This window comes from Salinivibrio sharmensis, from assembly GCF_001995985.1.
In the GTDB taxonomy this organism is placed as follows: Bacteria; Pseudomonadota; Gammaproteobacteria; order Enterobacterales; family Vibrionaceae; genus Salinivibrio; species Salinivibrio sharmensis.
This window is the reverse complement of sequence record NZ_MUFC01000004.1, coordinates 125711-151698: the sequence shown is the minus strand read 5'-3', so window position 1 is coordinate 151698 and position 25988 is coordinate 125711. Positions and strand designations below refer to the sequence as shown.

The following is a 25988-nucleotide window of genomic DNA, read 5'->3' as shown; positions in this document are numbered from 1 at the left end:
CACCGGACAGGAAAAGCAGACAACGACGTCGTATATTATCCGCCAACACACTCAGATCGTCTCCTGGTACGATTGAGTAAAAAAAGCGCCAATATTCGCCGACCAAGACTGTAAAAGTTTGGCTTTCTCGATATCGTTCGCCCGAATCCACTGACGGCAGTAATGTAGGAGTGCACCATCACTGCCCTTCTCACTGTCAGACAGCAAAGACGCCTCACCGCTGGCTAAAACAATTTTTGCCAATTCAAAATCATAGCCCCACAAAATAATGATATAGCTCGAGACCACGAGCGCGGTATCAAAGCGAGAGGGTAAATCGCAAATGGGGTTGTTGCCAGTTTTACGACAGCCAAGCTCTCGCACCATCAGTTCCCCTAACGAGGACAACACTGATGCGAGATACAAACGCTCAGCATGTGCTTTGTCATGCCCTAAAAAGACACCCAGTGATTTGCTTAAATTAGCCAGTTCGATATGTTCATCGACCACCGCATAGTGCTCTTTGGTCGACAGGTGCTGAAACGCATTGTGCCCAACCATAGTGGCCGCAATGGATTCCACTGATTGAATACCCAATCGATTGATCGCCGTTTCTATGGACCAAGTTCGGTTGCGAAAGCCCAAATAGGCGGAATTAGCCAGCTGTAAAAGTCGGGCAACTAAGGGAGGCTCTTCACTGACCACTCGTGCAATTTGCTCCATGTCTGAATGAGGATCATTAATCGTGGCACGTAAACGGCGCACGCAGTCAGGCAGGACGGGGAAGTCCTCAATACCGACTAACCGATTACGCGTTTCATCATCAATCGGCAACTTATAGAGGCGCTCAACACTATTAAGCACATTATTAAAGTCGTCTTCAGAAAACGGCTTGGGCAAGACAAAATGCACGCTAGGGGTTGCCAGTTCAGTGATCTTTTGCCGTGTATCTCCGGTGATCAGCGCTCGCACCGTCCCCGGATAGTGCTGACGAACCTGTTCTAGAAGCGCATCCCCCTTCAGTTTTGGCATCAGTAAGTCACTGATAACTAACGATAGCGATTGATTATTTAATACCCCTTTCTCCCACTGGGTAGGATTTTTTACCAGACTAATCGTCCAGTCAGGTTTCAAGCGACGAATAACCCGACCAATTGCCTTCAATGTGAGTTCGTCATCATCAACATAAATGATGTGGAAACGCGGCTTATCCATTTTCCCTCGCACTTATCCTCAAACTGCTTATTGTGACAGTCAGGCGGCAAATGGAAGCATCACCAACGCCGCAATTCTGCTCCTCGGAAGACTATCCAAGGCCAGGAGCAATATCGAATCCTCTATTAAGCGTAGCGCATAACGCCAAATTTTCTTGGCACACAAAGAGAAAGCAATTGTGTAAAGGAGAACAAGTGGCAAGGTGACGTGGGCTCAATATGATTGAGCCCTATATGGCGGTGAATTACCGAGAGTCTATTTATTCAAATTCAAACTGTGCCATTACCGGGTAATGGTCAGAGAGCTCGTTGTAATAACCATCATGGTAGGTTTGTCCGGCTTCTTCTGGCCATTCACCTTCAAGATAGTCCCAATACCAGTTTTCATTGGCGGTTAATTGCACCACCTTCATCTCAGGTTGATTGGCAGGCACGGCATGATCACGGCTCCACAAAATATAATCTAACGTGGTGTTGTAGTTAAGATCATAGTCAAAGTGATACGCGTTCGCTTTCGTAAACCAATTGTGTTTGGCAGAAAAAGACGTTACTTCCGGCTCGGTGAAGCGTAATGCGCCATTTAAGGCCGCTTTCATGTCTTTAATTTCATCTTGGCGGCTCCACTCCACATTCATGTCCCCACCAATGATCACAGGCTCGTCAGCTGGGATCGCCGCCTTGTCGATAAAGTGTTTGATTTCACCAAGCTGGCCCAGACGAACTTGATGCTCTTCATCGGACATCCCATCATGCGTTGCCTGTAAATGAGTACCAATTAGATGATAAATCTCACCATTTTTGTCAATTTTGGCATATGCAAAACCTTTGTTGGCTTGATAGTCCCAGCTACCTTTCAAGCTATGATGATAAACATGTGCTTTTTGAGCCAAAATAGGATGTTTGGAGAGGATAGTCACGCCGCCACGCACGACAAATAACGAATTGGAACAGTCCCCTGTAAGACCATCCCATCCTTCACCGCTGCAGTCTTGCCCGACGTTTGGTGTTTGGTAAGGGTACAAGCTAGCAAGTTGGTTCATTGCTTGCTCGGCTTCAGCGTTAAAGGCCTCACTGATCAAAATCACATCAGGCTGCGTGTCCATATCGGCAATCGCTTGCGGTAGGCGGGCGGCACGCTCAGCTTGATCCCAGTCTTGTAGGTTACTGAGTTGCATAATGTTATACGCCATGACGTTAAGCTGGCCCGCTTGCGCGCCAAGGCTTAGCAGCAACGCCGCTGCTGTTGAGAGCAGTTTATTGATTTTCATGTTTCCTCTTTTCGTTTTGCTTTCTAATAGTTATCGGTGTTTCGCCCACCAAAAGATTAGAAGCCTAACGAAAATGACGTAAACCGCCCCAGGATTTGTTTACTTTTTCTGATTTTTTTGTAACTAAGCTCACGTTCCTTGTATTACGTCATTGATGCGTCACCAAGTAAGTTTGCGAGGTAAAGGTATGTTTTCTCAACATGGTCGCAAGCTCATGCTGCCTGACCGGTTTGGCAATATAATCATCCATACCCGCAGCTAAACACGCTTCCTTGTCTTCCGTTGTCGCATTCGCCGTCAGTGCAATAATGGGGGTTCGATTAAAGCGCGATTCTTGTGCCCGAATGTGTTCAGCAGCTTGGTAACCGTCCATCACAGGCATCTGACAATCCATGAAAATCGCATCAAAGGGTTGGCTTTTCCACAACGCCAACGCCTGCTCACCATCGGCAGCCGAACGAACATGGATTCCTAGTTGGGTCAACATCGCCTCAGTCACTCGTTGATTGACTTTGGAATCTTCCACGACCAAAACATGCAACCCAGCCAGCGATGTGCATTTTCCGGTAGATCGTACGACCCCCAGAGTCGGTTGGCGCTGTTGTAAAATGCGCACCAAATGCGCTTTTAAGTCATTAAATTGGTAGGGGCGACCTAAATAACCCTCTATGCCTGAGCGTTCAATCCGTGGCTTATCCAATGCATCGGGCGCTGCGGTTAACATCATGATCGCAGGGCTTTTATCTCCAAACGTGGTAATGATCTGTTCAGCCAAGCGAAAACCGTCCATTTTGGGCATCACTTTATCCAGTAAAATCACTTTAAATGGATAGTGGCTATCAAGATGTTCGCGAATTAAAGGAATCACGTCATCCGGATGCATGCAGCATGTGACTTGGCAGCCAAGATTGCTCAACTGTGCCGTGGTGATGCGCATGTTTAAACGACTATCGTCTACCAATAACATCGGGGCGCCCGCGAAAAGATAAGCCTCTACTGGCGTGGCTAAAGGAATATCGGCGCAATCAAAACGCGCGGTGAAGGTAAATACACTGCCCACATTCACTTCGCTATTGAGGGTAATTCGCCCCCCCATTAAATTGACAATTTGCTGTGAGATGGCGAGCCCAAGCCCAGTCCCACGGGCGGTTGCTGTTAAGGAGTCACCTTGTTCAAACTTACCAAAAATACGGCTTTGTTCTTCAACGGGAATGCCAGGCCCGGTATCACTCACTTCAAAACGAAGCACACTGGCCGTATCCTCGTCACTCACCTGCTTGATAGAGACAACCACTTCCCCACGCTCAGTAAACTTGATTGCATTCCCCACCAAATTAATCATCACTTGGCGTAAACGTGGTGCATCACCTATCAACAAAGGAGAAATATCAGCATCTATCTCGCAGCGAAAAGCGAGCTGCTTTTCCTTCGCTCGAAGAATGAACAGATTCTCAAGATCTTTTCCCAACTCAAATACATTGATCTCTAATGGTTCTAACTCTAACTTACCAGCTTCGATTTTAGAGAAGTCGAGGATGTCGTTAATGATATCTAATAACGACATCGACGATGTTTCCAACATCTCGACAAACTCTTGTTGCTCGTTGTTTAAGCGAGTGCTTTTTAACAGCGAGGCCATCCCAATAATGCCGTTCATTGGAGTACGGATCTCATGGCTCATGTTAGCCAAAAACTCACTTTTCTTTTGGCTAGCCTTTTCTGCGTCGTGCTTAGCGTCCTCCAACTGCACTAGTTGTTGCCCTAACGCCGTAATCATGGCGTTATAACGCGTTTCAAAACCTCGCCAATGATGGAATTGGGGGGGAACCTGAATCGGTGTCGGCATGCCATTATCCCACTGGTTGACCTGCTGGTGTAGCGCCACTAGCGGCCTTTCTAAGTGGCGACGTACAATCCATATAGAGCTTATGATCCCCAATCCTGAAACAGCCAACCACCCAAGAAAAACCCACTGGGCACTATCACCAAAATAGGCATTTAACGCCGTATAATTTGACGCCACCTCAAGTTGCCCAAGGGTATACTCGTTCCCCTCGTCTCTTGCAATTAACGACCAACGCTTTTGCAACGATTGTGCAGCAGGCTCCACGCCACGTTCAATTAACGAGCCATCGGCATCATACACATGGATATAGTCAATCTCAGGTTGGGCGATGAGCCGCTCTATCCGTTGCTCAAAAGCTTGCGTTTCCACACGCCATAAATGTCCTGTAATCGCACTGAGATCTCTGTTGCCCACCTCTTGCAAGGCGCGCTCAACATCAGCTTTATGCGTTTGGTAATCGCTCAGCAGAAGAAGCGCCGCAAATAACGCAGTCAGTACAGTCCAGCTTAATGCTAGCTTGGTAATGATTCCCGCAGAAAGAGAGGGGCGAGTCAGGGGGCTGCCTACCTTCATAATCACCTTTTTATTGAAAAAGCTTCTCTGCTAATCATAGAGTCTAATCTTATTTTGGGCGAGAAATGTCCTAATTAGTAGGCGAAAAGGAACAAAAAAGGCGCTCCTAAGGGAACGCCTGCAACATAGTGTGTCTACAACTATTGACACCTTATCGACTTGAGTCAGTTTATCCGGATAGCCCGCATCGCTGTCCTAAGCGAGTTTGTTATGTGCCGTTTAGGTTAGTCCAATACACCACGACGCATTTGATCCAACTCGATAGACTCAAACAACGCTTTAAAGTTACCTTCGCCAAAGCCTTGGTTACCCTTACGTTGGATGATTTCAAAGAAAACCGGTCCAATAACTGTATTGGTAAAGATTTGCAGTAAGATACCGTTGTCGACGTCACCATCAATCAATACACGGGTATCACGCAACTCATCGATGCTTTCTTCATGGCCATTGACACGCTCGTTGATTTTCTCATAGTAGGTGTCCGGTGTATCCATAAATGCCATGCCTCGTTGACGTAACGTCCGCACGGTTTGGTAGATGTTGTCGGTGGTCATGGCGATATGCTGGATCCCCTCACCGTTATACTCTTTCAAGTATTCTGCAATTTGTGACTTGTCATCACTTGATTCATTGATAGGAATACGGATTTTTCCGCAAGGTGCGGTCAGCGCTCGTGACTTTAGCCCGGTCTTTTTGCCTTCAATGTCAAAAAATCGGATCTCTTTGAAGTTGGCAATACGTTCGTAAAAATCAGCCCATACATCCATGTTGCCAATGTCGACATTGTGGGTAAGATGATCGATAACCTTCAATCCAGCATCCGCTTCTTTCAGGCGCGATTGCCAGTCTGGATAAAAGTCAAAATCGACTTCATAAATGCTTTGGTCGCCATAGCGATCGACAAAGTAAAGCAATGAATCACCAATGCCGTATACCGCAGGAATACTAAGCTCCATCGGACCAATGTTTGGCTCAACCACTTTGGCACCTTGTTTGGCCGCATAGGCAATCGCGTGTACCGCATCTTTCACTCGAAACGCCATGGCGTTGACACTCGCGCCGTGCTGCTTGGCAAAGCCTTGCGCTTGTGATTCAGGCTCACCGTTTACGATAAAGTTGGTGTCTCCCTGACGATACAGCCAAACATCTTTGTGCTTGTGTTTGGCAATTTCCGCAAAACCCATCAACGAGAACAAATTTTTAAGCGCATCGATACCCGCTTGATCGGGCGCTGTGTATTCGACGAACTCAAACCCATCTGTGCCCAATGGATTAATCGTTTTGACAGGTGCTTGCATGGTTGACGTCATAATCGCTTCCTCCTTGTGTGTAATATTAGAGATAGCATTAGACAGTGACTGGGACTAGAGAGGACAAGCGAACAACTGGTTAACCAAATGTTAACCAATAGTGTCAGTTGTGTTGAACAGTGAGAGAAAAGCGTTGCTAACTGCGTTTTATTAAGGGGTTAAGCCAATCAAAAGTGTAAAGAATAGCGACCAAAACGTCATTTTATTTTACATTTTTGCAACGCGAGATAAGAACCATACAGCAAAAACACAAACGCCGCCCAAAGGCGGCGACCAAAAAGCAGGCAAACAAGCGTGTTAAACCTTGAGGCTGTAACTGTTTTGCTGGCCGTTAGGTGTAATGGTTTTTTGCACCTGATCCATCAGTGCTTGTTGCTGTTGGTTGTAGGCATCAGCTCGCGTTTTCTGCGCTTCTTGTTCCGCCACACGATCAATGAGGGCTTGATAATCACGCTTATCCTCACGCTGCTCGCCCGATGCTGCGGCTTCTTTTTGCTCTTCTCGCTCTTTACGGATCAGCTCGGCACGCTCTTGCACGCTCATCGAGTTATTGAGACCGCCATTGACCTGGTCATCTTGACGATCGCGCTGACGCTGCATGTATTGCTGCGCTAAAGGTTGCGAATTGATTGACGTCGGCATAGGTCCTCTCTCGAACAAGGTGACAACTTGATTAAATTTTAGCCCATACGCCCACAAATTGATATCTCAATTTACTATAGAGAATGTCACCACTGGCCTATTTGTTGCACGTTATCTGATGTTGGCCGCGAGATACCAACGTAGAAGCAAGGGCTTAGGTGACCCAACGCCCAAGAAAAGCACGATGAATATAATGAGGAGAAACACCATGCTGACCGGTAAACACTGTGTCATTACAGGTGCCGCACAAGGGATCGGCCGCGCCATCGTTGAAACCTTTGTCGAACAAGGCGCCACCAAGGTTTATGCATTAGATAGGAATATTGACAACATGCAAGACTGGCAGGCACATAGGGTTATCGTTCCCGTTGCGCTGGATGTCTGCGATCAAGACGCTGTCGCGAATTGGGTGCAGACCTTGCACCAACAACACGCAGTTATCGATGTCCTAGTGAACAATGCTGGCATCACTCGTGACAACCTACTAACCAAAATGAGCGAAAGTGACTGGGACGCGGTCATTGACGTCAACCTAAAGGGCGTTTTCACCATGACACAAGCCATCGCGCCACTGATGATTGCGCAAGAGCAAGGCGCAATTGTCAGCCTGTCTTCGGTCGTCGGTACCGACGGCAATATTGGTCAAACCAACTATGCCGCCTCAAAAGGTGGCGTGATTGCAATGACGAAGACCTGGTCAAAAGAACTCGCTCGTCACGGTGCACAAATACGCGCCAACTGTGTCGCTCCCGGTTTTATTGAAACCCCGATGACGGCAAACTTACCCGATAAAGTCATTGATATGATGAAAGGGAAAACACCCTTGGGCCGCATGGGTACCGCGCAGGATATTGCCAACGCGATTAGTTTTCTTGCCAGTGATAACGCGAGCTTTATCACAGGTCAAACGCTTAAAGTCGATGGAGGGTTAGTCATATAATGGAAGGACACTTCCGGCCATTATGAGGCAACAATGACTCCAACACTTCTTATCACAGGCGCGAACCGTGGGATTGGCCTGGCGCTCACAGAACTGTATCTCGAACATGGTTGGCAGGTGATTGCTTGCTGCCGCTTCCCCGGCTCTGCGCCTCACTTGATGACACTAAAAAACCGTTACTCAACACTGACCACCTACGGATTAGAGGTGACGGATCATTCGGCAATACAGCAACTTGCATCACAGCTTATCGACACGCCTATCCATTTACTGATCAACAATGCAGGTCTATATGGCCCTAAAGGGTATCAATTCGGTGAAGTGGATACAGCGGCATGGCGCGAGGTGCTGGAAGTCAATACCATCGCCCCCCTGGTTATCGCTGAACATTTCACCTCACACTTAGAAAAGGCAAGCCAAAGTGGCCATACACCCATTTTTGCTTTCCTATCCTCGAAAGTCGGGAGCATGAGTGATAACCAATCAGGCGGCGGTTATATTTATCGAAGTTCAAAAGCCGCGCTAAACGCTGTGATCAAAAGTCTATCGATTGACCTGCTTAAAAAAGGGATCCGCTCCGTGGCGCTGCATCCGGGCTGGGTGCAAACGCAAATGGGTGGACCCAATGCCCTGATCAATACTGCCACATCGGCGCAAGGATTAAAGCATGTGCTCGATACCCTGACGGACAGTCAAAACGGCAACTTTATCGATTATCAAGGCCAAGAAATTGGCTGGTAAGGGATGAGGCGGTGATTCCACCGCCTCGTTAATTAGATAGGGAAGAACGTCATCGACGCCATACTGTGCACAACCTGATTGATATTGCGGTTGGTGCTGTCTGCCACCATCACCGCCATCATATCTTGAATAATGATCATCTGACTTAATAGGCGCTCGTAGCTGTAATTGGGTACCCCGTTTTTACCGATACCATTACTCAGTAACAACAGCTCGCCGTTGTCGTCTTTTTGGTTGTTTAGCAACCACGCAATTTTTTCTAGATTTCGGGCACTGTTATAGAGTTTTTGTTGGTCAATATCATCGAGCAAAAAAAACTCGAGCTGGTGATTATAGCTCGCGCTGATCATACCCGTTATACCCGCCATGAGCGCAAACACGCGGTCGCCCTTAAATTCGCTTGAAAAGGCTAACGGCAGCAGCGCGATGCCATCCATTCCACCAAGCTCTCGAAAGCCGTTTTCGGGTCGCTCTACTGTCATCAGCTGAGCAACCCGTTTGTCGATCGTCATACCCGGCGCTTTTTTGAGCTCTCGAGGATTGCGCTTATACAATTTCACAATAAGCTGTTCGGTCAGCGCGCGAACTTCGGCGATGTGAATATCGGTAATCAGATCCATGTCTGACTTGGCCAAATTTTTAATATCAAATGGCCGGCCAAGCTTCTGCGCACAACCTGTAAGGCTGAGCAATAAAACACTTACCCATACCCAGCGCATCATAAAAACATCCTGCGTCCCTAAGTCCGGCGCTAGAATAACGATTTAATCGTGTACGGTGCACTCAGAGAAAAAATCTTGTATGGGGTATCACACTTTTCGCGTCTTATTGGCGCGACAATAACCAGCAAACGTGCAACCGTGTAGGCAAACATGAAGATGCCACTCGCTTATCACATTGATAATGAGCTAAAAATTAAAGCAGCGCTAAACAATCAGCAGCAATCACGGCTTCTTCATCGGTCGGAATAACCCAGACACCAACATTGCTATCCGGCGCTGATATGCAGGTTTGATTGGCCTGATTCGCCGATGGATCCAACCGCATACCCAACCAGCTGCACTGCGCCACAACACGCTCTCGCACGGGGGCTGCATGCTCGCCGATCCCCGCTGTAAACACTAGATGGTCAACACCACCTAACGCTGCACTCAAACTACCGATCTCTCGAGTTATGCGATAGCAATAATGCGCGACCGCCTGTTCGGCTCTGGATTTATCACTGCGTAATAGCGTGCGCATATCACTACTAATCCCCGACAAGCCCAGCAGCCCAGACTCTTTATATAAGAGCGTGCTGACGTCGTCTGCTGTCATACCCTCTTGCGCAATCAAGTGAAGGACCAGTCCAGCGTCTATCGCCCCACTCCGTGTGCCCATCGGTAAACCTTCAAGCGCAGTGAACCCCATGGTGGAAGCCACACTTTGTCCAGCTTGGATGGCACACAGACTCGCACCATTACCCAGGTGTGCCACCAGCACCTTAGACTCAGGCTCAAAGTCAGGGATCACCGACGGTAAACAGCGACTAATAAAGTCATAGGACAAACCATGGAATCCATAACGTTGAAAGCCCCTATCATACATCGCGTAAGGAAGGGCAAATTGTCGTGCTTCCAACGGCTGATGCGTGTGAAAAGCAGTATCAAAACATGCAATCTGGCGCATAGCAGGTAGCCGCGCTTGTAATACTTTGATCGGAGCCAGGCTGTACGGCTGATGAAGGGGAGCCAGCGACGTTAATGCTTCTAACAATTTAACAGTGCGCTCATCAAGGTCAGTGGACTGCTTAAAATGCGTGCCACCGTGAACCACACGGTGGCCAACCGCAACGAGGTTATCAAGCAGGCTTTGTTGTTCAAGCCAGGTCAACAGTGAGATCATTGCCGCTTGGTGGTCATGCGCTTCTGCTGGAGGCGGTGTGTGAGCTTGCGCCATCCCCTCAATAAACACCGCACATCGCTCAGTACCCAGACCGGAGAACTGGCCACGAAGTTGCGGGCTAAGCGCTTGGGCTTGGCTAACAACCGGTTTCTCTGTGCACGCTGCCTTGACGCCGAAAAGCGCAAATTTCAGACTCGACGAGCCACTGTTAAGTACCAGAATATTCGCCATCATCCCCTACTTGTTGTACTTATTATCTAGCGCTTTGCGTTGGTGATCGGCAAGCAATAGTGCAAGCGCGCTTGAGGCGATACGGGTCAGTGCATCATCAGCACGACTCGTCAGCATAATGGGGACTCGCGCCCCAACCACTACACCCGCGCCACTGGCATCGGCGAGGTAGCTCAGCTGTTTCATTAACATATTGGCCGCCTCGAGATCCGGCGCCACTAGAATATCTGCGCACCCTGCCACGGGCGACTCAATACCTTTGGTTGAACGCGAATCTTCGGACACGGCGCTGTCAAATGCCAGTGGGCCATCAAGAATCCCCCCTGTAATTTGACCACGTTCGGCCATTTTACACAGTGCCGCCGCATCCAAGGTCGCGTTGAGTTTAGGGTTAATGGTTTCCACCGCCGACAATATCGCTACCCGTGGATTAGTATTGCCAATCGCGTGAGACAGTTCGATGGCATTTTGAATAATGTCGCGTTTTTGCGCTAACCCTGGATAAATATTGATAGCTGCATCCGTGATGAACAGCGGGCGTGGATAGGTGGGTACATCAAAGGCCATCACGTGACTTAAGCAACGCTCTGTACGCAATCCCCCTTCCCGTTTGACCACTTCATGTAGCAATTCGTCGGTATGCAGTGCGCCTTTCATCAGCGCTTCTATCTCCCCCGCCCGCGCCATGGCCACCGCTTTTTCTGCCGCAGCATGACTATGTGGTACGTCGATAATGTCAAATTCACTGATGTCCAGCTCGGCTTTATCCGCCGCCGCCATTATTTTGTCACGAGGCCCGACGAGGGTAGGAATAATGAGCTTTTGTTTTGCCGACTCCACCGCGCCGCGGATCGAGCTGTCGTCAACAGGGTGCACCACCGCGGTGTGCATAGGATCAGGGTGATCGGCCGCAGTTAAAATCGCATGCAATTGCCCGCGTTCAGATAAACGTATTTCTGGTAGTACCGTGCGTTGACGCCGGACTTTTTTGGTAGGCGCGAGTACGCGTGCTTCCCCTTCAATCACGGTATCACCGCGTTGGTTTTCACAGCGGCACGCAAACACAATGTGGTGACGCTTTTCGTCCATTTTATCGACACGAACGGTGACGCGCAGCACATCGCCTAGCATGACGGGGGCTTTGAACGCGAGTGTTTGTCCGAGGTAGACAGTGCCAGGACCGGGTAGCTTTGTACCCAATACGGTAGAAATCAATGCCCCACCCCACATGCCATGGGCAATCACTTCTTGAAAACGACTGCTCTTAGCAAAATCATCATCCACGTGGGCGGGGTTGACGTCGCCCGACATGATCGCAAATAGCTTAATGTCTTCCATGGTAAGGCGCTTTTCTAAAAAGGCCTCATCCCCTAATGAAATCTCATCGTACGTCTTATTCTCGATGACTTCCTCGTTATTCGTCCCTGACATAGTGGGCTCCTCAATAATCGATCAAGTCAAAAAAGTGTGTGTTAGCCTCGTTACGCTTAAAACCTAAGATGATGACCAGCATCAACGTAGTGGGTTAGCCCCGTCAACACTTGGCCAGCATCGGCGCTAAGGTAAACCACGGCATTTCCCACATCTTGCACCGTGGCTAAACGCCTAAGTGGCGAGCGGGTTTCTCCATCCACGGCCAAGGCTTCAAATTCTTTTAACCCTGACGCAGCACGGGTTCTGATAGGTCCAGGCGAAATTGCATGCACCCGTATCCCTTTTGGTCCTAATTCTGCTGCCAAGTAACGGGTGGTCGACTCAAGCGCCGCTTTAACAGGCCCCATAAGGTTATAATTATCGACGGCTTTTTCCGCCCCATAGTAGGACATGTTAAACAGCGTGCCGCCATCAGACATCAGTGGCTCCGCGCGTTTCGCCATGCGGATAAACGAGTGACAAGAGATATCCATCGCCAGCGAGAACCCCTCTCGCGAGCAATCAACCACGCGACCGTGTAAATCCTCCAAAGGCGCGAAGGCAATTGAATGCACAACAAAATCAACCCGTCCCCATTTCTCCTTGGCGCGAGCGAATAGTGCGTCGAGTTGTTGATCGTCCTGTACATCACAAAGCATGAGTTCTGGATCGCCCATGGCCGCTTTAAGCGGGGTCACAAACCGCTCTGCCTTAGGTGTGCCATAGGTGACCAGCACATCGGCGCCCGCTTGGCTTAGCGCTTGAGCACACCCAAACGCAATGCTGTTTTCATTGGCCAATCCGGCGACAATACCGACTTTACCAGCAAGTGAAAAAGGATGTTCCACAATACTCTCCCTTACATTGGATAGCGAAAGTGTTAATCGCTCATAATGCTGAGTGATTACACTAAAAAAGACATCATCCACTTTAGAGCAACCGCAAACCCTTAACGTAGACTTAAATCAGCGTTAAGTGCAAAAGTATAGAAGAAAAAAGGCCTAGTGATGTGCTAGATCAAAAGACAATTGTGACAATTTTTTATGACAGTCTCGCCTTGAGCCTCGGCGGTAAGAGCTTTCACTCTAATTAGTATTCCTTCTCACGAACCAAAAACGCCACCGCTGATCACGGTGGCGTTTTGCGCAAGAGGCGTGGGACTACGCCAACTCGGCCATCACACACTTGGCAAGGTCCGCAGGACGGTAGTAAACCGATTTCATCACCTTGCCTTCACGGATAAGCTTGCCGTCGACACTGACATCGGCGGCACATTTGGCAATGATGCCATCCTCTTTGGGACTGGCGACAACATCAATCCCTTTTTGAGCGTAAAACGCTTGGGTGTCGGCAAACTCTTGTTGATTGCGACAGACTTTACTCATATTGCTGCTATGCACCTCGTCCCAACAGGTCACAAAATCAACACTCAGGCGCGTGGCGATTTGAAGCAAAATATCAATCATATAGCTCACTTCGAGTTGTTCACGATATCCACGCGATCCCATTTGAACAGCGCGCCCCATCAGCACATAGACACTATCAACAATAGCGTCCACTTGCTCAACCAGCGAGTCGGCTTCCGCAAGCTCCGTCATTTCCTCAACCGCCAACGCTGTGTGCAGATCATCGGCCTTGTCATCGAGAGAGTCAGGATCATTACAGGGCAAATCAAAGGTGGTGCGAAAGGCTTCAATGTCACGGTAAAGGTGGTCGTAGATCGCTTGATCGAGAACAGCAAATTTCATTTATAGGGCCCTTTGAGAAACAAACACGCATGCGTTCATGCTTAAATACAAGGGGCATTACAATAGCACCGCTCACTCAGACTTAAAATCGATCATGATGATTCTTTGTCACCAGACAGCATTGAAGCACAAATATCGCTCAAGCTTGGTGTACGATCGCCGCTAACTTCTTATACTGAATCTATGACGTCATTTGCACGCTCGGCCAAAAGGATAGTTACTATGACCAAACGTTTATCGCTCGCCACTCTGTGTGCTGGCATGTTGCTGGCCACAACCGCACAGGCTCAAACCTCTCCGCTCAGTATCGGTGCCAGCGCAAGTGTCACCGACGTGAAGTACGGCTCTCAAACGGAGACAGGCCACACTTGGGAAGTCAATGGCACCTTACGAGTGACAGATTATACGAGCCTATACACTGGATATGGCGAAACCAGCGCTGACTTCGACAATGAGAATGGCACTGAAACCAAGCTCACTTCATCCTATATTCCGGTTGGATTACAAGTGAACTTCCCCATGACCATGGGGAGTGTCTACCTCCGCGGCGGTGGCAATTACTATCAGACTGAGTTCGGCACAGATAAAGACATAGGCTGGGGTGCCACAGGGACGGTGGGTTTTGAACTGCAGCCTACCGTCGGCCCTAAAATGGCGTTTGAATTAACCTATGCCGATAGAGGCGACGCAGAAACCAGCTCAGTAAGTGTCGGAACCAGTATTGGCTTTTAATGGCACAGCATGATCACCTTCGAGGGGTAAGTGGGCCACTAATGGCCTGCTGACCCGACACGGTGCGCCATCGTAGTAATACATACTGGTGGTATCCGCGTTAACGCAGATATGTGTCAAGCTCACTGTACTGGCGTCTTCACGGTGCATACACACTGACAAACTCCCCAATAATGGCTCGTGGCTGCGATGATAATTGAGTAACGCGTGCGTGGAGGAAGGTGTATCACGCAATTTTTCGGCGAGGAGCGTAGAGCGCGTGCGACGGACGTCATCTGGTACCACTGCAGACGACACGACAGGCGGCACACACTCAACAGCCTGTATGGCTTGCCCGTCCCAGTGCCACGCTTTCGGGGACGGGGGCGTTGCTTGTCCCCTCATTGGCGTAACGGGGCTGAACACAAGCAAGGTAAACGGAGAGAAATCCGTCATCGTTTCCTCAGAAACGATGCATCCAGCTTGAGTTAGATCACGTGCTCTGGCCACCGATTTAACCAGCTGACCCCGACTGCGCTTGGGCACAACAGGCGGTTGACCTTGATAATCATTTAACAGACAGACCAATAGTCCATGTTCATTCGCCGCTATCCAGGTTCCCATCCCATCAGGATCAATCGGCATGAGTACGCTTGTCCCCGCTATTTGATAGACGTTCGGCGGTATTGCACGGCTTCTACCTCGTGCCTCATCACGGTTAAAACACAGCTCAAACCCTTGCTCTGAGGTCAACCATGTCAGCGTGCACATGGGTGCTGCTCTCGCTGATAACTTGCCGTCGCGGCGGCGATGCCGATCTCTTTATCCAACACTTCCCCCAGATCGTATGCGGCTGTGCGCATCATAGCAAAGTGATGAGTGGCATGACTGGACACGGCAATCAATTCTCGCATTATGGTTGAGGGAGTGGTCACTGTATTGGAGGCATACAAGGTGACCTGTGTCGATACTTGTATCGACTGCTTGAGTTGTTGACTAGATAGCGTGTGTAACCAGCTGGCTATGGCCTGCCACTCAGCTTGGGCAAGAGACTTGTCGGTTTCTACACGATGGCCTCGCCGGCGTCCATCTGCATTCATCACGCCACTTCCCTCTCCTTGGTGTAAGGCCCAATACATATCAAGCGCATGGCGCATATGTTGGCCAATGGTGCTGGTAAATCGATCGGCCCGCATACGACCATAAGCCGCGCCCGTGACACTCGTCAGTAGCTGCTGTGCCTGATAAGCCACATCCAGGTTACCACTAATAATCGCGCTATCTGCTTTGGTTAGACTCGAATGCATACCCTCACCTTAGTACATGTTGCGGCAATTTGGCGCCATCGTCTTCATTCAAGCAGATGTCATGCCGCTTTAGTCCGTTTCTGGGTATTGCTTCATCCAGCGCTTTTCTTGGTACCACGCGCGGAGTAAAGCAAACACAGAGGGCGGTTTGTGTCCCTGCAATCGCAAGCGCGCACCAATATGGTACAAATGCCGATATTGATGCAAAAGTGCTCTGATGGCTTGTAAATAACCCCCCTCACTGTCCCAAATATGCGCCGGCTCACTACTCGCACCGTTGATCTCAACAATACAAAGCGCCTCTCCTTTCTTTAACGACGCCATATCGCGAAACTTGATGTCAAAGCGACCGAAGTAAAAACCATTAATGTCTTTCGCGATCGTATCCATTTTTGCCGTCAACGCTGGCGTTATCCAAGCCGCCCCATCTTTAAAGATGGCACCGCGGCAGTGGCTACCCGAGAAGGCTAACGGAATACGTACGCCCGCTGGTATCACCTCATCAAGCTGATGATGGTGGCGCTGATGATAAAGGTGTCCGCGCACAGAGGCGGCATCATGGTGCTGGATAAGCGCGGCTAAGGTATGCTTGCCATCACCGATCACGGCGGGCAGATATTTCAACCCGAGGGAAAATATGTGCCCACTTTCCTCGCCGGGATAGCGAATATAGAAAACCCCCGCTTCCGCGTCGTAAGGTGCCAATGCTTGAAAAATAATGTCTCTGTCGGGAGGAAATGTGCTGATATAAGCAAAGAGCTTTTTTTCCGTATCGATGCGCTGAACGCCAGCCCCTCGACAGCCTTTGTCCGGCTTAGCCACCAGCGGCATAGCAATACCTGCCCTCGCAAGCTCGGCAAGTAGCGTTTTTTTAATGCTGGGGGTGATTGCGTTGGGCCGTGTCCAGCGCCAATAGGCAGCGATGTATCGTTGCGCCGTGTCGCCCGCTTGGGCAAACACCTCTGATTTCGCCTCACCGACCATCCCTGAGAGACGGATCCCCGGGTTAGCAATCAACGGCAACGTCAAACTGCGATAGTAGAGGCCAAGCCCTATTGATTGAACCACGACGGGCGTGTAGAAACACCACGTAGGCAGAAACTCAAACCAGCCCAATTGCCGTGACACAGGGTAGTGGGGCATGCCTGCTTGGCCAACGAGCGTCACCGAGGGCTTTATCATACCGATCCTTTTGGTGGCGTTGGCAAGGCGCGGCGACGGAGAAAACGATTGATCAGCACCAGCAAAATAATCGAGAACGCAAACGCCCACCCCGTCAGTTGTTTCTCTGCCAGCCAATCGCTGTGCTCAATGGTAAATGCACCCCAAAAAATCAGTCCTGTCCAACAGGCAGTGGCAATTCCAACGGAGAATAAAAAGGTGCTGAGTGGAATCGCAAGAAAACCGCTGAGGCTGTAAGTGATTGTTCTTAAACCAGGGATAAAACGGATAAGGAACAGATTAAAAAAAGCGTGACGTCGTAAAAGGTGGCGTGCGTCTCGCACCCCTTTCATCAACAGTAAACGGGCACGTAAACGTCGATAACGACGCGCATAACGGCCCAGTAAAAACAGGGCAATATCACCGCTTGCGATACCCAGGAAAATCGCCAGCAAAGCCGTGTGCCACGCCAGTACCGACTCAACCGCTACAAAAGCGGCCAGCGCAATCGCACCATCCTCAAAAACATACGAGGCAAATATGATGACAAAAAATAAACCCAGTGACGGTAATGTCGCCAAACTGGGTATCATGCTCTCAACCATTGGCTTTCTCCTCCTTATTAATCATAGACAGGAGAAAGCCCAAGTTACTTACAAATTGATGAAAAAATAAGGCTACATGCCGCCCGCCACATCAAATAAGCTTCCTGTCGAGTACGAGGCATTATCAGATAATAACCAGGCAATCATTTCTGCCACCTCTAGGGTAGAGCCGCCACGACCCAGTGGAATGTTATCCGCTACGCGGGCGACGCGATCAGGCTCTCCGCCTGCGGCATGCATATCCGTATCGATTGGTCCTGGCCGCACCGCATTCACACGAATGCCTTCGCGCCCGACTTCTTTAGCCAACCCCATGGTAAGCGTATCAAGCGCTGCTTTGGTGGCTGCATAGTCAACATATTCATTGGGCGACCCGGTTTTTACCGCTGCGGAAGACACGTTGACAATCGCGCCACCGTTGCCACCGCGGGACTGCGCCATGCGGTGTACGGCTTCGCGGCAGCACAAAAAGGCACTGGTGACATTCGCTTGGAACATCGCGTTGATCCGCTCTGCATCCATACTGCTCACCGTCGACTGTGGCAACATGATGCCTGCGTTGTTAACCAGTGCAGTGATATTTCCCAGACGGTTGTCTGCTTCGCTAAATAAGCGCTTCACGCCCTCTTCGCTCGATACATCCGCCTGAACTGCAATTGCATTGACACCAATTGCTTGAAGCTCATCAACAAGCGCAAAAGCAGATTCACTGTTGCTAAGATAATTGATGCAAATGGCATAGCCACGCTGTGCCAATAGTTTTGCCGTCTCACGGCCAATGCCGCCACTTGCCCCGGTTACAATCGCAACTGGATTCATTGCTACTCCTTTTCGCTTAATCCGCCGATACCGGTGGATAGTACCCCATTCTCACTGCGCCCCAATGTTGACCTGCAACAAAAAGAGGGACAGAGAGATCATGCATTACCTCACCCGTATCGCGCTTGTAGGTCTGCAACAACATGGTATCAGTATGTTGACCGCAACGCCTACCTGTTCGGTCATCAAATAAGCGTTTAGTCCGGTTTCCGGTGATATCTTGCGCATAATCGCCGGTGAGAGGCTGGCAAAAGCGCTGATTATGCGTGGGGACGTAACCATGGTTGTCATTGGCAATCACATAAACAATGTTCTCATCAGTCTCAAGAATGGGCTCTTGAATAGGCGGTAAGATCCGATCACACAAGCTATCAAACCGGGTAGTATATTTTTTAGGATCGGTATTCGCGATCGGCTGGTAGTGGCGATCAAACAAATCGCTTTTACTGATCTCACCCTTTTCAATGGCTTGTGCAAACGCGGCCTCTATGCGATCACGACATAAGCTGGCTGCTTTAAAAAAGCGTTGATGTGGGCTCGCCTCAGACAGCTCGGCAAAAACGGCATTGGTTTTTTCGGTGGTTTCCATCAAGCCTTCCGCTTCTTGGCTCAGCGCAATCACCTGATTATCACTGTCTTCCAATCCGGCACGCACTTGGGTCAATGCTGAAGCAATTTGCTCGAGGCTAGCACTGTTTTGTGACGATCCATCCGCCATTTGTCTCACGGCGGCTTGAACCTGATCGGCTCTGGACGAGAGGTCGGTTAAAATCTCTCCCACCCGCTCAACATTCCAAGTCCCCGACTCAACATCCGATGACAGGGTTTGAATATGGGTCATCACATTACTCGACTCTGTCATGATTTGTTTTATGATCCCCGCGACTTCACTGGTGCTTTGTGACGTACGCTGCGCAAGCTGACGCACCTCATCAGCAACCACCGCAAAGCCACGCCCTTGCTCTCCCGCTCGTGCTGCTTCAATGGCGGCATTCAACGCCAATAGGTTCGTTTGCTCTGCAATCGCATCAATGACCTGTGCGACATCACTCACTTTATTGACGTTAGCGTCTAGCGCTTCAATACGTGCTACGGTTTCAGCCGTCTTTTGGTTAATATCACGCATTTCCACGATTGACGCCGTGAGCTTATCAGCCCCCTCCAAACTAAGGTCTCGCATACGCGTCACTTGCTCAACGGACGCCGCCTGCGCTTGGCAGGTGTCAGACAACGTCTGCTCGATATGCTGTGCAGTCTCGGTGACCTCGACCACAGAAGAAAACTGTTCGGTTAATCGCGTTTTTAGTATATCCGAGCGATGCGAGACTTCCGCCGCATTCATGGCATTCATGGTGGCGCGTGTTGCCAGCCGTCTGACTGTCTCCATCGGCAGCGTTTGGGTGTCTTCCTCGGTATCTTGCTCCGGTACCACCTTGGGTGGTGACGAGAGCACCTTCATCGCCAACACGGTCACGAGCGCTTGGCAGGTGAGGAGTCCCGCTACCGTATAAAACTGCTCAGAAAAAAATCGCCAACTCACCAACACTAAAAGTGTCAACGTGGTGCCTATTACAACCCAAATCCATGATTGTTTGTTCGCTGCGTTCCCTTTCATCGAGCCACCTTTGTTCCTCACTGAACCCATTTTATCCAATGTCATGACATGCGATCGTATCACGACACACAGGACTGCCACGTTTTGATTACTAATGCCATGCTTCACACTCAATAGCGGTGAAAGTGATCAAATTTCGACTAAAGCACTAGATCTGTAGGGCTTGTCACCAAACCATTTGTAGGGCCCAGACCCTACTGTCTCTCCATACAGCGGTAGGTAAATCGGCATCGTTAAAGATAGCGGAAAGGCAATAAAGGTCGTTAATTCTAAGACAAAATGCGCTAAGCTACAGCTAGGTCATTGTAATTAATGAGAGAGCCATGCCCACCCATCAACGAGTGCGTCAGGCGATTCACGCCTTTTTGGTATTGATGACAATTAGTTTCTCGCTGGTGTGCTTTTCGTTGGCCGTCATTCCCGAGAGTGAAGAATTTGCCGTCATTTGGTATGCCTCCGCCGTGGGCGCTTTTTCACTGGCCAACCTTCCTCACCGCGCACGTGCCCTAGCCACCCTCGGTTTTTTTATCGGCGTATTTGCAGCAGACAGTGTCATGGGGCTCTCATCCCTACTGAGTCTTAAGCTGGCGGCCATCAATACATTAACCGCGTTCACGGGCTGTACGTTATACCTTATGATGCGCCGGCGTTATGGCAATCCTTTGCAAAGTGTGTGGCCATTTATCCGCGGATTGATGCCAACAACCGTTGTTAGCCCGCTTGTCGGTGCCCTCCTCGGGGGCTATGTTTTATCTGCCTTCAATGATCATGGGTTCAACTACTATTTAATACGCTGGTTTTTTAGTGAGTTTATCGGATTTGTCGCTCTGTTCCCGCTGTTATTGACACTTAAGGAGCGGTTATACGCCGACACCCACGATAGACTGTACCGCCCCATGCCGGCTCCCGCGACCATGATAATCGGCAGTCTCGTGCTTTTTGGCCTGATCAGCTTGCTTTTTTATGCCTTCCCCTATCCGTTCATCGCGCTGACAGGCTTGTTTTTCATTGCTGCCACACTGCAAAGCAGAATATTAGGTCTTGCCACTATCGCCTTGTCAGTGGTCAGCTTTGATCTCCTTTCTGCGATGGGTGTCTTTGCTTTCCATATCGACAGCGAACACCAAGTATCCCTATCGCGCCTAGTCACGGCGGCCGCGACATTAGTGATCGGGGTCGGGATGACACAGCTAGCGTATAGTTATCGACGTCATCAACGACATCACATTGAGCAGCACTCGCTACTTACGCAAGCCATGCATAACTCATTGATTGGGATGGCGATACTTGATCCGCGGGGGATTGTTCAAGATGCAAACGCCAGTTTGGCGCAATTTTTTGGCTGTGAGCGCCGCGTGCTTATCGGATCGCATGTCTCTTTGTTCACACGAGCACAAGACCAATCTTCGCTGAGGGATTATTTTAACGATCTGATCATTGGTCATTCTGATAATAAACGATTGGAAAAGCGCTTTATACGCGCCGATGGCGAGACAGTATGGGGACGGCTCTCGCTCACCGCTGTCCGGGATAAACACGCTGGTCATGTCACTCACTTAATCAGCCAAATCGAGGATATCAACGCACTCAAAGCGGCACAACGTGAACAAAAACGCTGGCTTGAACGTTGGCGTTTTGCCCTCGATATCAACAAACTTGCCGTCTTTGAACTCAATATTCATACGGGGGCGTTGCTGTTTTCTGGGTGGTCCGCGCCTTTGCTCGGCATCAATGCCAAACAGATACGCACCTACCAAGACTGGGTCAGTCGCATACATCCAGACGATCGCGCCGCATGGGAACAATCTATGCGCCTGCTCGTCGACAAACACACCGATCGGATGGTGGAGGTATTCCGGTTTAATAATGACGCAAACGCCTATCGCTATCTACGCCAGTCATCGGCCCGGCAAACGGGGGAAGAAACCGAAACCGTCTTGAGTACCGTGATTGACATCACTGAGCAGTATCTAACTAACCGGCAAACAGACACCTTACGCCGCCGCCTAGAAGCGGCGACAAAAGCGGCCAATATTGGTATTTGGGAGTATCACGTTAACGAAGACAGGCTAGAGTGGGACGCACAAATGTACCGCCTCTACGATGTCCCCGAGGCCGAAGGCAGTGAAAAACTCGCCACCTGGCAGCAACGTCTTCATCCAGATGATGCAGAGACGATCAACCAAACACTCCAGGACGCGCTTACGCATCATCAACGACTCGATACCCAGTTTCGGATCATTGATAGTCAAGGGCGTATTCGCTACATCCGTGCTCTCGCCAGCTTACAAATAGACGATAATGGCAACACGGTACGGATGATCGGTGCCAATTGGGACAATACCGAAATCAACGAGCTTAACCACGCACTGGCCCAGGAGCGTGAACAGCTTGATGTGGTGATGAATTCCATCAACGATGCGGTGATCACCATCGACGATCAGGGCAATTTGGCCTACCTCAACAACACCGCGCAGTGGCTTGTTGCCAATGATAGCGTGCTGCCACTCGGCCAACCTGTGGACGCGGTTTTCGAGCTTTACAACAACCAGCAACGGGTGTTGCTTTCCAGTTTTAGCAGTCAACAAACAGAGACCTTTTTTGAAACCCAAATACAAGACGCCTACCAACTGGTTATCGCGGGCGGCAAACGCCTGTATGTATCGGTGGCTATGTCTCCACTGACTAGTAACCAATACGGTCAACACGGGTATGTGTTTGTGTTGCGAGACGTGTCGGATGAGCATGCGCTGATGGCACAGTTAGACTATAACGCCAATCATGATTCGCTCACACAGCTACCCAATCGCCGCGCCTTTGAAGCCCTCATGGAAAATCACCTGTCCAGCGAGAACCAGTCGCCCTCCGTGTTAGCCTTTATCGATTTAGACCTTTTCAAAATCATCAATGACTCGGTCGGCCATCACGCCGGTGACGAAGTTCTATGCCAAGTATCACAAGCCTTATCTGATAACATACGCAGTGATGATGTGGTGGCGCGTTTAGGCGGCGATGAATTTGCGTTGCTGCTCACGCACTGCAATATGCGCGATGCGAAGCATACGATCGCCGACTTAATCAAACAGCTTGAACACTTGTCTTTCTCCTATGGCGAGCGCATTTTTGCCATCAGTGCCAGTGTGGGGTTAGTGGATGTGAACGATGCAACGTTAACCCTCTCGGATTTGATGAGCCGCGCCGATATGGCCATGTATGAGGCCAAGTCGGCAGGACGCGGGCAGATCGTGGATTACAACGATATCTCAGGAACCGCGCAGGGACGCCACAGTGACATGCAAATGGTGGGAAAAATCACACGGGCACTGACTGAAAACCGCTTTGCGCTCTATGGTCAACAGGTGGCACCCGCACAAGGGTCAGCGGTTGAACACTGGTATGAGCTGTTAATACGCATGATAGATACCGACGGTAATATTATGAGCCCGGGGGAATTTATTCCCGCTGCCGAGGCCTTTGGTTACATTCGCGATATCGATGGCTGGGTAGTGAACTATGTGCTCAATACGCGCGCGACTGAGTTGGCAGAGTCAGGGCTCAGGTTCAACATCAACCTTTCAGCAAACTCAATCAGTGACCCTAAATTTCAGGCACAACTCAAACAGCTATTAAGCGCGTCCGTACTCCCGGCCGAACGACTGTGTTTTGAGATCACTGAATCAGCACTTATTAGTCATTTAAACACAGCCGTCTCTTTTATCGACGAACTACGCCACTATGGCGCGCATGTCGCGCTGGATGATTTTGGTGCCGGCCTCTGCTCGTTTCATTACTTAAAGCTGTTCAATGTGGATGTGGTCAAAGTTGATGGTCAATTTGTGGCTAACCTCACCGACCGAGAAAACAAAATCGATCGCGTCATACTGGAATCCATTGTCAGCATTTGTGACACCATGGGTTACAAAACGGTCGCGGAATGGGTCTCCGACGAAGAAAAACTTGCCTGCGTACAAGAAATTGGCATCAATTACGTGCAAGGGTTTCTTATCGACTACCCAACACCGCTTGATACACTGCTTGCCACGCATACCCTCACACCGCCGAGTCACTGACGGTGCCCGACGACTACTGTTTTACTCACGCACCTAATACGCAGTGGCGATGGTGGTTGCACACGCCCAATAAAAAAGGCAATTTAAAGGTTTTGCTTGGACGGCTACCTCATGAACCGATATACGCTGGCCGGATGCGGCGCCATCATGCTTTGGAGCAGCAATGTCGCTTTTATTCGTCATGTCACCGAATTGCTGGGGCCACTCGGTGGCGCAGCGGCGATTTATACGCTTGCCTCTCTTTGTTTGATTGTCGTCGTCGGCCTCCCCAAACTCAACACTTTCCCGCGCCAATATTTGCTGATTGGTGGCGTTTTATTCGTGGTGTATGAACTGTGCTTGGCCTTATCACTGGCTTGGGCGAATACCCGCACTCAAGCAATCGAAATGGGGGTGATCAACTACCTCTGGCCGTGCTTAACCGTCTTGTTTTCGGTTATTTTGACCCGTCAGAAAGTGAGCCTTTGGCTCTATCCTGCGTTAGCGGTCGCCTTTATGGGTGTGGTGTGGACAGTAGGAGGGAAACAAGGCGTCTCTTGGTCTCACCTCGTGGCAAATATTCAATCAAATCCGGTTAGTTATATATTGGCGTTTAGCGGTGCGATTATTTGGGCGATATACTGCAATCTCACCAAGATGCGCGCACAGGGTAAGAACGGGATAACCTGGTTTTTCTGTGCCACCGCGGTGACGTTATGGGTGGGCTACCTCGTCTCTGACGCACCCGCCATCAGTCTATCATGGCAAACCAGCGGCTATGTGCTGCTCGCTGGACTCGCCATGGGAGGCGGTTACGGGCTTTGGAATATTGGCATTCTCAAGGGCAATTTGATGGTCTTGGCCACCTTGTCCTATTTCATTCCTATCTTATCGACCTTATTGTCGGCCGTGTTACTTTCGACTTCGTTGACGCTCACCTTTTGGCAAGGCGTGGCCATGGTCACATTTGGCTCACTGGCCAGCTGGTGGCTAACGCGTGAGCCCGTAAAAGCCGCCAGTAGACGTCAACAAGTGAGCGCTCAATGACGCCTGAACGCCCTCATTATATGAGGCGTGGCGTCGAGATGACACAGGCGACTAGCCTCGAGTGGCGGCTAGTCGCCGAGAAAGTTAGGACTCGATGGCGGCCATCGACGGGGACGGTGTCGCGACGCCATAATACAGACAAATGCGCTGCCCGTTTATCTCCTCCACTTCAAAATCAATCTCGTAAATCTGCTCCATGATGGGTTTAGTCACCACATCTTTTACTCGACCACTGGCAACAACCTCACCCGCTTTCATCGCAATCATGTTATCGGCATAACACGCACTAAAATTAATATCGTGCATCACGACCACGACCGCCTTATTGTATCGGTGTGCCAACTCTCGTACCGTTTTCATGATCGCCACAGAATGACGAATATCGAGATTGTTGAGTGGCTCGTCGAGGAAAACATAGTCAGTGTTTTGCGCCACTACCATGGCAATGAATGCCATTTGCCGTTGGCCACCACTGAGCTGATCAATAAAGCGCTCTTGCAACTCTGTGAGCCCAAGTTGCGCTAACGCGTCATCAATCACCGCGTTGTCTTGTTCGGTTAGCCGCCCTTTGGAATGCGGAAAGCGCCCAAATGCAACCAACTCACGCACCCGAAAACGCATATTGACATTGTTCGCTTGACGCAACACGGCCAAGCGCTGCGCCAACGCTTGGTTACTCCACTCATTCAGTGGTTTATCACCAAGCAACACCTCACCGGCATCACTGTCTGTCAGTCGGCTCGCCATCGATAGCAGCGTACTTTTCCCGGCCCCGTTGGGGCCGATGATAGCGGTCACTTTACCGAGTGGGAACAGTGCGCTGGCCTGATTGACCACCTGTGTTTGGCCGTAAGCTTTCGATAATCCAATTAATTCAATCATAAT

22 protein-coding genes are annotated in these 25988 nt (G+C 49.9%); 5 read left to right on the top strand and 17 right to left on the bottom strand.

The features are described from left to right. Positions 1-51 precede the first annotated feature (51 nt). The 5 genes from BZG74_RS05600 to BZG74_RS05580 form a co-directional block, all read right to left on the bottom strand. Positions 52-1194: an HDOD domain-containing protein gene (locus BZG74_RS05600; RefSeq protein ID WP_077771714.1), complete on the bottom strand. Its 1143-nt coding sequence runs from the start codon at positions 1192-1194 to the stop codon at positions 52-54. Between the two features lie 259 nt (positions 1195-1453). Then, complete coding sequence (locus tag BZG74_RS05595) at positions 1454-2461, bottom strand: sphingomyelin phosphodiesterase (protein ID WP_077771713.1); 1008 nt, start codon at positions 2459-2461, stop codon at positions 1454-1456. Positions 2462-2609: 148 nt separating this feature from the next. Next, on the bottom strand, positions 2610-4880 hold the full coding sequence (locus BZG74_RS05590) for a response regulator (RefSeq protein WP_077771712.1): 2271 nt from the start codon (positions 4878-4880) through the stop codon (positions 2610-2612). 224 nt (positions 4881-5104) lie between these two features. After that, complete coding sequence (gene hppD / locus BZG74_RS05585; RefSeq protein WP_077771711.1) at positions 5105-6190, bottom strand: 4-hydroxyphenylpyruvate dioxygenase; 1086 nt, start codon at positions 6188-6190, stop codon at positions 5105-5107. A gap of 297 nt (positions 6191-6487) precedes the next feature. Continuing rightward, positions 6488-6832, bottom strand: a complete 345-nt coding sequence (locus BZG74_RS05580; RefSeq protein WP_046075644.1) for a hypothetical protein — start codon at positions 6830-6832, stop codon at positions 6488-6490. A 208-nt stretch (positions 6833-7040) separates the two neighbouring features. Between BZG74_RS05580 and fabG the strand changes: the two genes are divergently transcribed. After that, positions 7041-7772, top strand: a complete 732-nt coding sequence (fabG, locus tag BZG74_RS05575) for a 3-oxoacyl-ACP reductase FabG (protein ID WP_077771710.1) — start codon at positions 7041-7043, stop codon at positions 7770-7772. A 33-nt stretch (positions 7773-7805) separates the two neighbouring features. After that, positions 7806-8513 (top strand): SDR family oxidoreductase, encoded by a 708-nt coding sequence (locus tag BZG74_RS05570; RefSeq protein ID WP_077771709.1) that lies wholly within the window; start codon positions 7806-7808, stop codon positions 8511-8513. A gap of 32 nt (positions 8514-8545) precedes the next feature. Here the strand turns inward: BZG74_RS05570 and BZG74_RS05565 are convergent, their stop codons facing one another. From BZG74_RS05565 to BZG74_RS05545, 5 genes are all read right to left on the bottom strand, one after another. After that, a complete protein-coding gene (locus tag BZG74_RS05565; protein ID WP_077771708.1) occupies positions 8546-9235 on the bottom strand; it encodes a hypothetical protein in 690 nt (229 codons plus the stop codon). A 193-nt stretch (positions 9236-9428) separates the two neighbouring features. After that, a complete protein-coding gene (locus BZG74_RS05560) occupies positions 9429-10628 on the bottom strand; it encodes an acetate/propionate family kinase (RefSeq protein ID WP_077771794.1) in 1200 nt (399 codons plus the stop codon). Positions 10629-10634: 6 nt separating this feature from the next. Continuing rightward, the gene (locus BZG74_RS05555) at positions 10635-12059 is read right to left on the bottom strand and encodes a bifunctional enoyl-CoA hydratase/phosphate acetyltransferase (RefSeq protein WP_077771707.1); all 1425 of its coding nucleotides are present in this window, start codon (positions 12057-12059) and stop codon (positions 10635-10637) included. Positions 12060-12115: 56 nt separating this feature from the next. After that, the gene (gene fabI, locus BZG74_RS05550; RefSeq protein WP_077771706.1) at positions 12116-12889 is read right to left on the bottom strand and encodes an enoyl-ACP reductase FabI; all 774 of its coding nucleotides are present in this window, start codon (positions 12887-12889) and stop codon (positions 12116-12118) included. 312 nt (positions 12890-13201) lie between these two features. Beyond that, complete coding sequence (locus BZG74_RS05545; protein WP_077771705.1) at positions 13202-13789, bottom strand: nucleoside triphosphate pyrophosphohydrolase family protein; 588 nt, start codon at positions 13787-13789, stop codon at positions 13202-13204. 222 nt (positions 13790-14011) lie between these two features. Between BZG74_RS05545 and BZG74_RS05540 the strand changes: the two genes are divergently transcribed. After that, positions 14012-14521: an outer membrane beta-barrel protein gene (locus tag BZG74_RS05540; protein ID WP_077606695.1), complete on the top strand. Its 510-nt coding sequence runs from the start codon at positions 14012-14014 to the stop codon at positions 14519-14521. Here BZG74_RS05540 and BZG74_RS05535 read toward each other — a convergent pair. From BZG74_RS05535 to BZG74_RS05510, 6 genes are all read right to left on the bottom strand, one after another. Then, the gene (locus BZG74_RS05535; protein WP_077771704.1) at positions 14489-15271 is read right to left on the bottom strand and encodes an NRDE family protein; all 783 of its coding nucleotides are present in this window, start codon (positions 15269-15271) and stop codon (positions 14489-14491) included. The genes BZG74_RS05540 and BZG74_RS05535 overlap by 33 nt on opposite strands. Next, complete coding sequence (locus tag BZG74_RS05530) at positions 15259-15807, bottom strand: hypothetical protein (protein WP_077771703.1); 549 nt, start codon at positions 15805-15807, stop codon at positions 15259-15261. The genes BZG74_RS05535 and BZG74_RS05530 overlap by 13 nt, the downstream gene beginning before the upstream one ends. 69 nt (positions 15808-15876) lie before the next feature. Next, a complete protein-coding gene (locus tag BZG74_RS05525; RefSeq protein WP_077771702.1) occupies positions 15877-16989 on the bottom strand; it encodes an ATP-grasp domain-containing protein in 1113 nt (370 codons plus the stop codon). Next, complete coding sequence (locus BZG74_RS05520) at positions 16986-17573, bottom strand: DedA family protein (protein ID WP_077771701.1); 588 nt, start codon at positions 17571-17573, stop codon at positions 16986-16988. Before BZG74_RS05520 ends, BZG74_RS05525 begins: the two co-directional genes overlap by 4 nt. Positions 17574-17645: 72 nt before the next feature. Next, the gene (locus tag BZG74_RS05515; protein WP_077771700.1) at positions 17646-18392 is read right to left on the bottom strand and encodes an SDR family oxidoreductase; all 747 of its coding nucleotides are present in this window, start codon (positions 18390-18392) and stop codon (positions 17646-17648) included. Between the two features lie 16 nt (positions 18393-18408). Beyond that, entirely contained in the window at positions 18409-19518 is a 1110-nt protein-coding gene (locus BZG74_RS05510) for a methyl-accepting chemotaxis protein (protein ID WP_449329007.1), read from the bottom strand. Between the two features lie 812 nt (positions 19519-20330). Here BZG74_RS05510 and BZG74_RS05505 point away from each other — a divergent pair. Both BZG74_RS05505 and yddG read left to right on the top strand, forming a co-directional pair. Next, complete coding sequence (locus tag BZG74_RS05505) at positions 20331-24077, top strand: EAL domain-containing protein (protein ID WP_077771698.1); 3747 nt, start codon at positions 20331-20333, stop codon at positions 24075-24077. Between the two features lie 111 nt (positions 24078-24188). Continuing rightward, a complete protein-coding gene (gene yddG, locus BZG74_RS05500; RefSeq protein ID WP_077771697.1) occupies positions 24189-25103 on the top strand; it encodes an aromatic amino acid DMT transporter YddG in 915 nt (304 codons plus the stop codon). Between the two features lie 84 nt (positions 25104-25187). On the opposite strand, the gene BZG74_RS05495 is transcribed toward yddG, so the two are convergent. Beyond that, positions 25188-25985, bottom strand: coding sequence for an iron ABC transporter ATP-binding protein (locus BZG74_RS05495; protein WP_077771696.1), 798 nt, complete (start codon positions 25983-25985; stop codon positions 25188-25190). Positions 25986-25988: the final 3 nt, after the last annotated feature.

Coding starts and splice junctions, on each gene's coding strand:
- BZG74_RS05600 (WP_077771714.1), bottom strand. CDS start 1,194: ATGGATAAGCCGCGTTTCCACATCATTTATGTTGATGATGACGAACTC.
- BZG74_RS05595 (WP_077771713.1), bottom strand. CDS start 2,461: ATGAAAATCAATAAACTGCTCTCAACAGCAGCGGCGTTGCTGCTAAGC.
- BZG74_RS05590 (WP_077771712.1), bottom strand. CDS start 4,880: ATGAAGGTAGGCAGCCCCCTGACTCGCCCCTCTCTTTCTGCGGGAATC.
- hppD (WP_077771711.1), bottom strand. CDS start 6,190: ATGACGTCAACCATGCAAGCACCTGTCAAAACGATTAATCCATTGGGC.
- BZG74_RS05580 (WP_046075644.1), bottom strand. CDS start 6,832: ATGCCGACGTCAATCAATTCGCAACCTTTAGCGCAGCAATACATGCAG.
- fabG (WP_077771710.1), top strand. CDS start 7,041: ATGCTGACCGGTAAACACTGTGTCATTACAGGTGCCGCACAAGGGATC.
- BZG74_RS05570 (WP_077771709.1), top strand. CDS start 7,806: ATGACTCCAACACTTCTTATCACAGGCGCGAACCGTGGGATTGGCCTG.
- BZG74_RS05565 (WP_077771708.1), bottom strand. CDS start 9,235: ATGATGCGCTGGGTATGGGTAAGTGTTTTATTGCTCAGCCTTACAGGT.
- BZG74_RS05560 (WP_077771794.1), bottom strand. CDS start 10,628: ATGGCGAATATTCTGGTACTTAACAGTGGCTCGTCGAGTCTGAAATTT.
- BZG74_RS05555 (WP_077771707.1), bottom strand. CDS start 12,059: ATGTCAGGGACGAATAACGAGGAAGTCATCGAGAATAAGACGTACGAT.
- BZG74_RS05545 (WP_077771705.1), bottom strand. CDS start 13,789: ATGAAATTTGCTGTTCTCGATCAAGCGATCTACGACCACCTTTACCGT.
- BZG74_RS05540 (WP_077606695.1), top strand. CDS start 14,012: ATGACCAAACGTTTATCGCTCGCCACTCTGTGTGCTGGCATGTTGCTG.
- BZG74_RS05535 (WP_077771704.1), bottom strand. CDS start 15,271: ATGTGCACGCTGACATGGTTGACCTCAGAGCAAGGGTTTGAGCTGTGT.
- BZG74_RS05530 (WP_077771703.1), bottom strand. CDS start 15,807: ATGCATTCGAGTCTAACCAAAGCAGATAGCGCGATTATTAGTGGTAAC.
- BZG74_RS05525 (WP_077771702.1), bottom strand. CDS start 16,989: ATGATAAAGCCCTCGGTGACGCTCGTTGGCCAAGCAGGCATGCCCCAC.
- BZG74_RS05520 (WP_077771701.1), bottom strand. CDS start 17,573: ATGGTTGAGAGCATGATACCCAGTTTGGCGACATTACCGTCACTGGGT.
- BZG74_RS05515 (WP_077771700.1), bottom strand. CDS start 18,392: ATGAATCCAGTTGCGATTGTAACCGGGGCAAGTGGCGGCATTGGCCGT.
- BZG74_RS05510 (WP_449329007.1), bottom strand. CDS start 19,518: ATGCGTGATATTAACCAAAAGACGGCTGAAACCGTAGCACGTATTGAA.
- BZG74_RS05505 (WP_077771698.1), top strand. CDS start 20,331: ATGCCCACCCATCAACGAGTGCGTCAGGCGATTCACGCCTTTTTGGTA.
- yddG (WP_077771697.1), top strand. CDS start 24,189: ATGAACCGATATACGCTGGCCGGATGCGGCGCCATCATGCTTTGGAGC.
- BZG74_RS05495 (WP_077771696.1), bottom strand. CDS start 25,985: ATGATTGAATTAATTGGATTATCGAAAGCTTACGGCCAAACACAGGTG.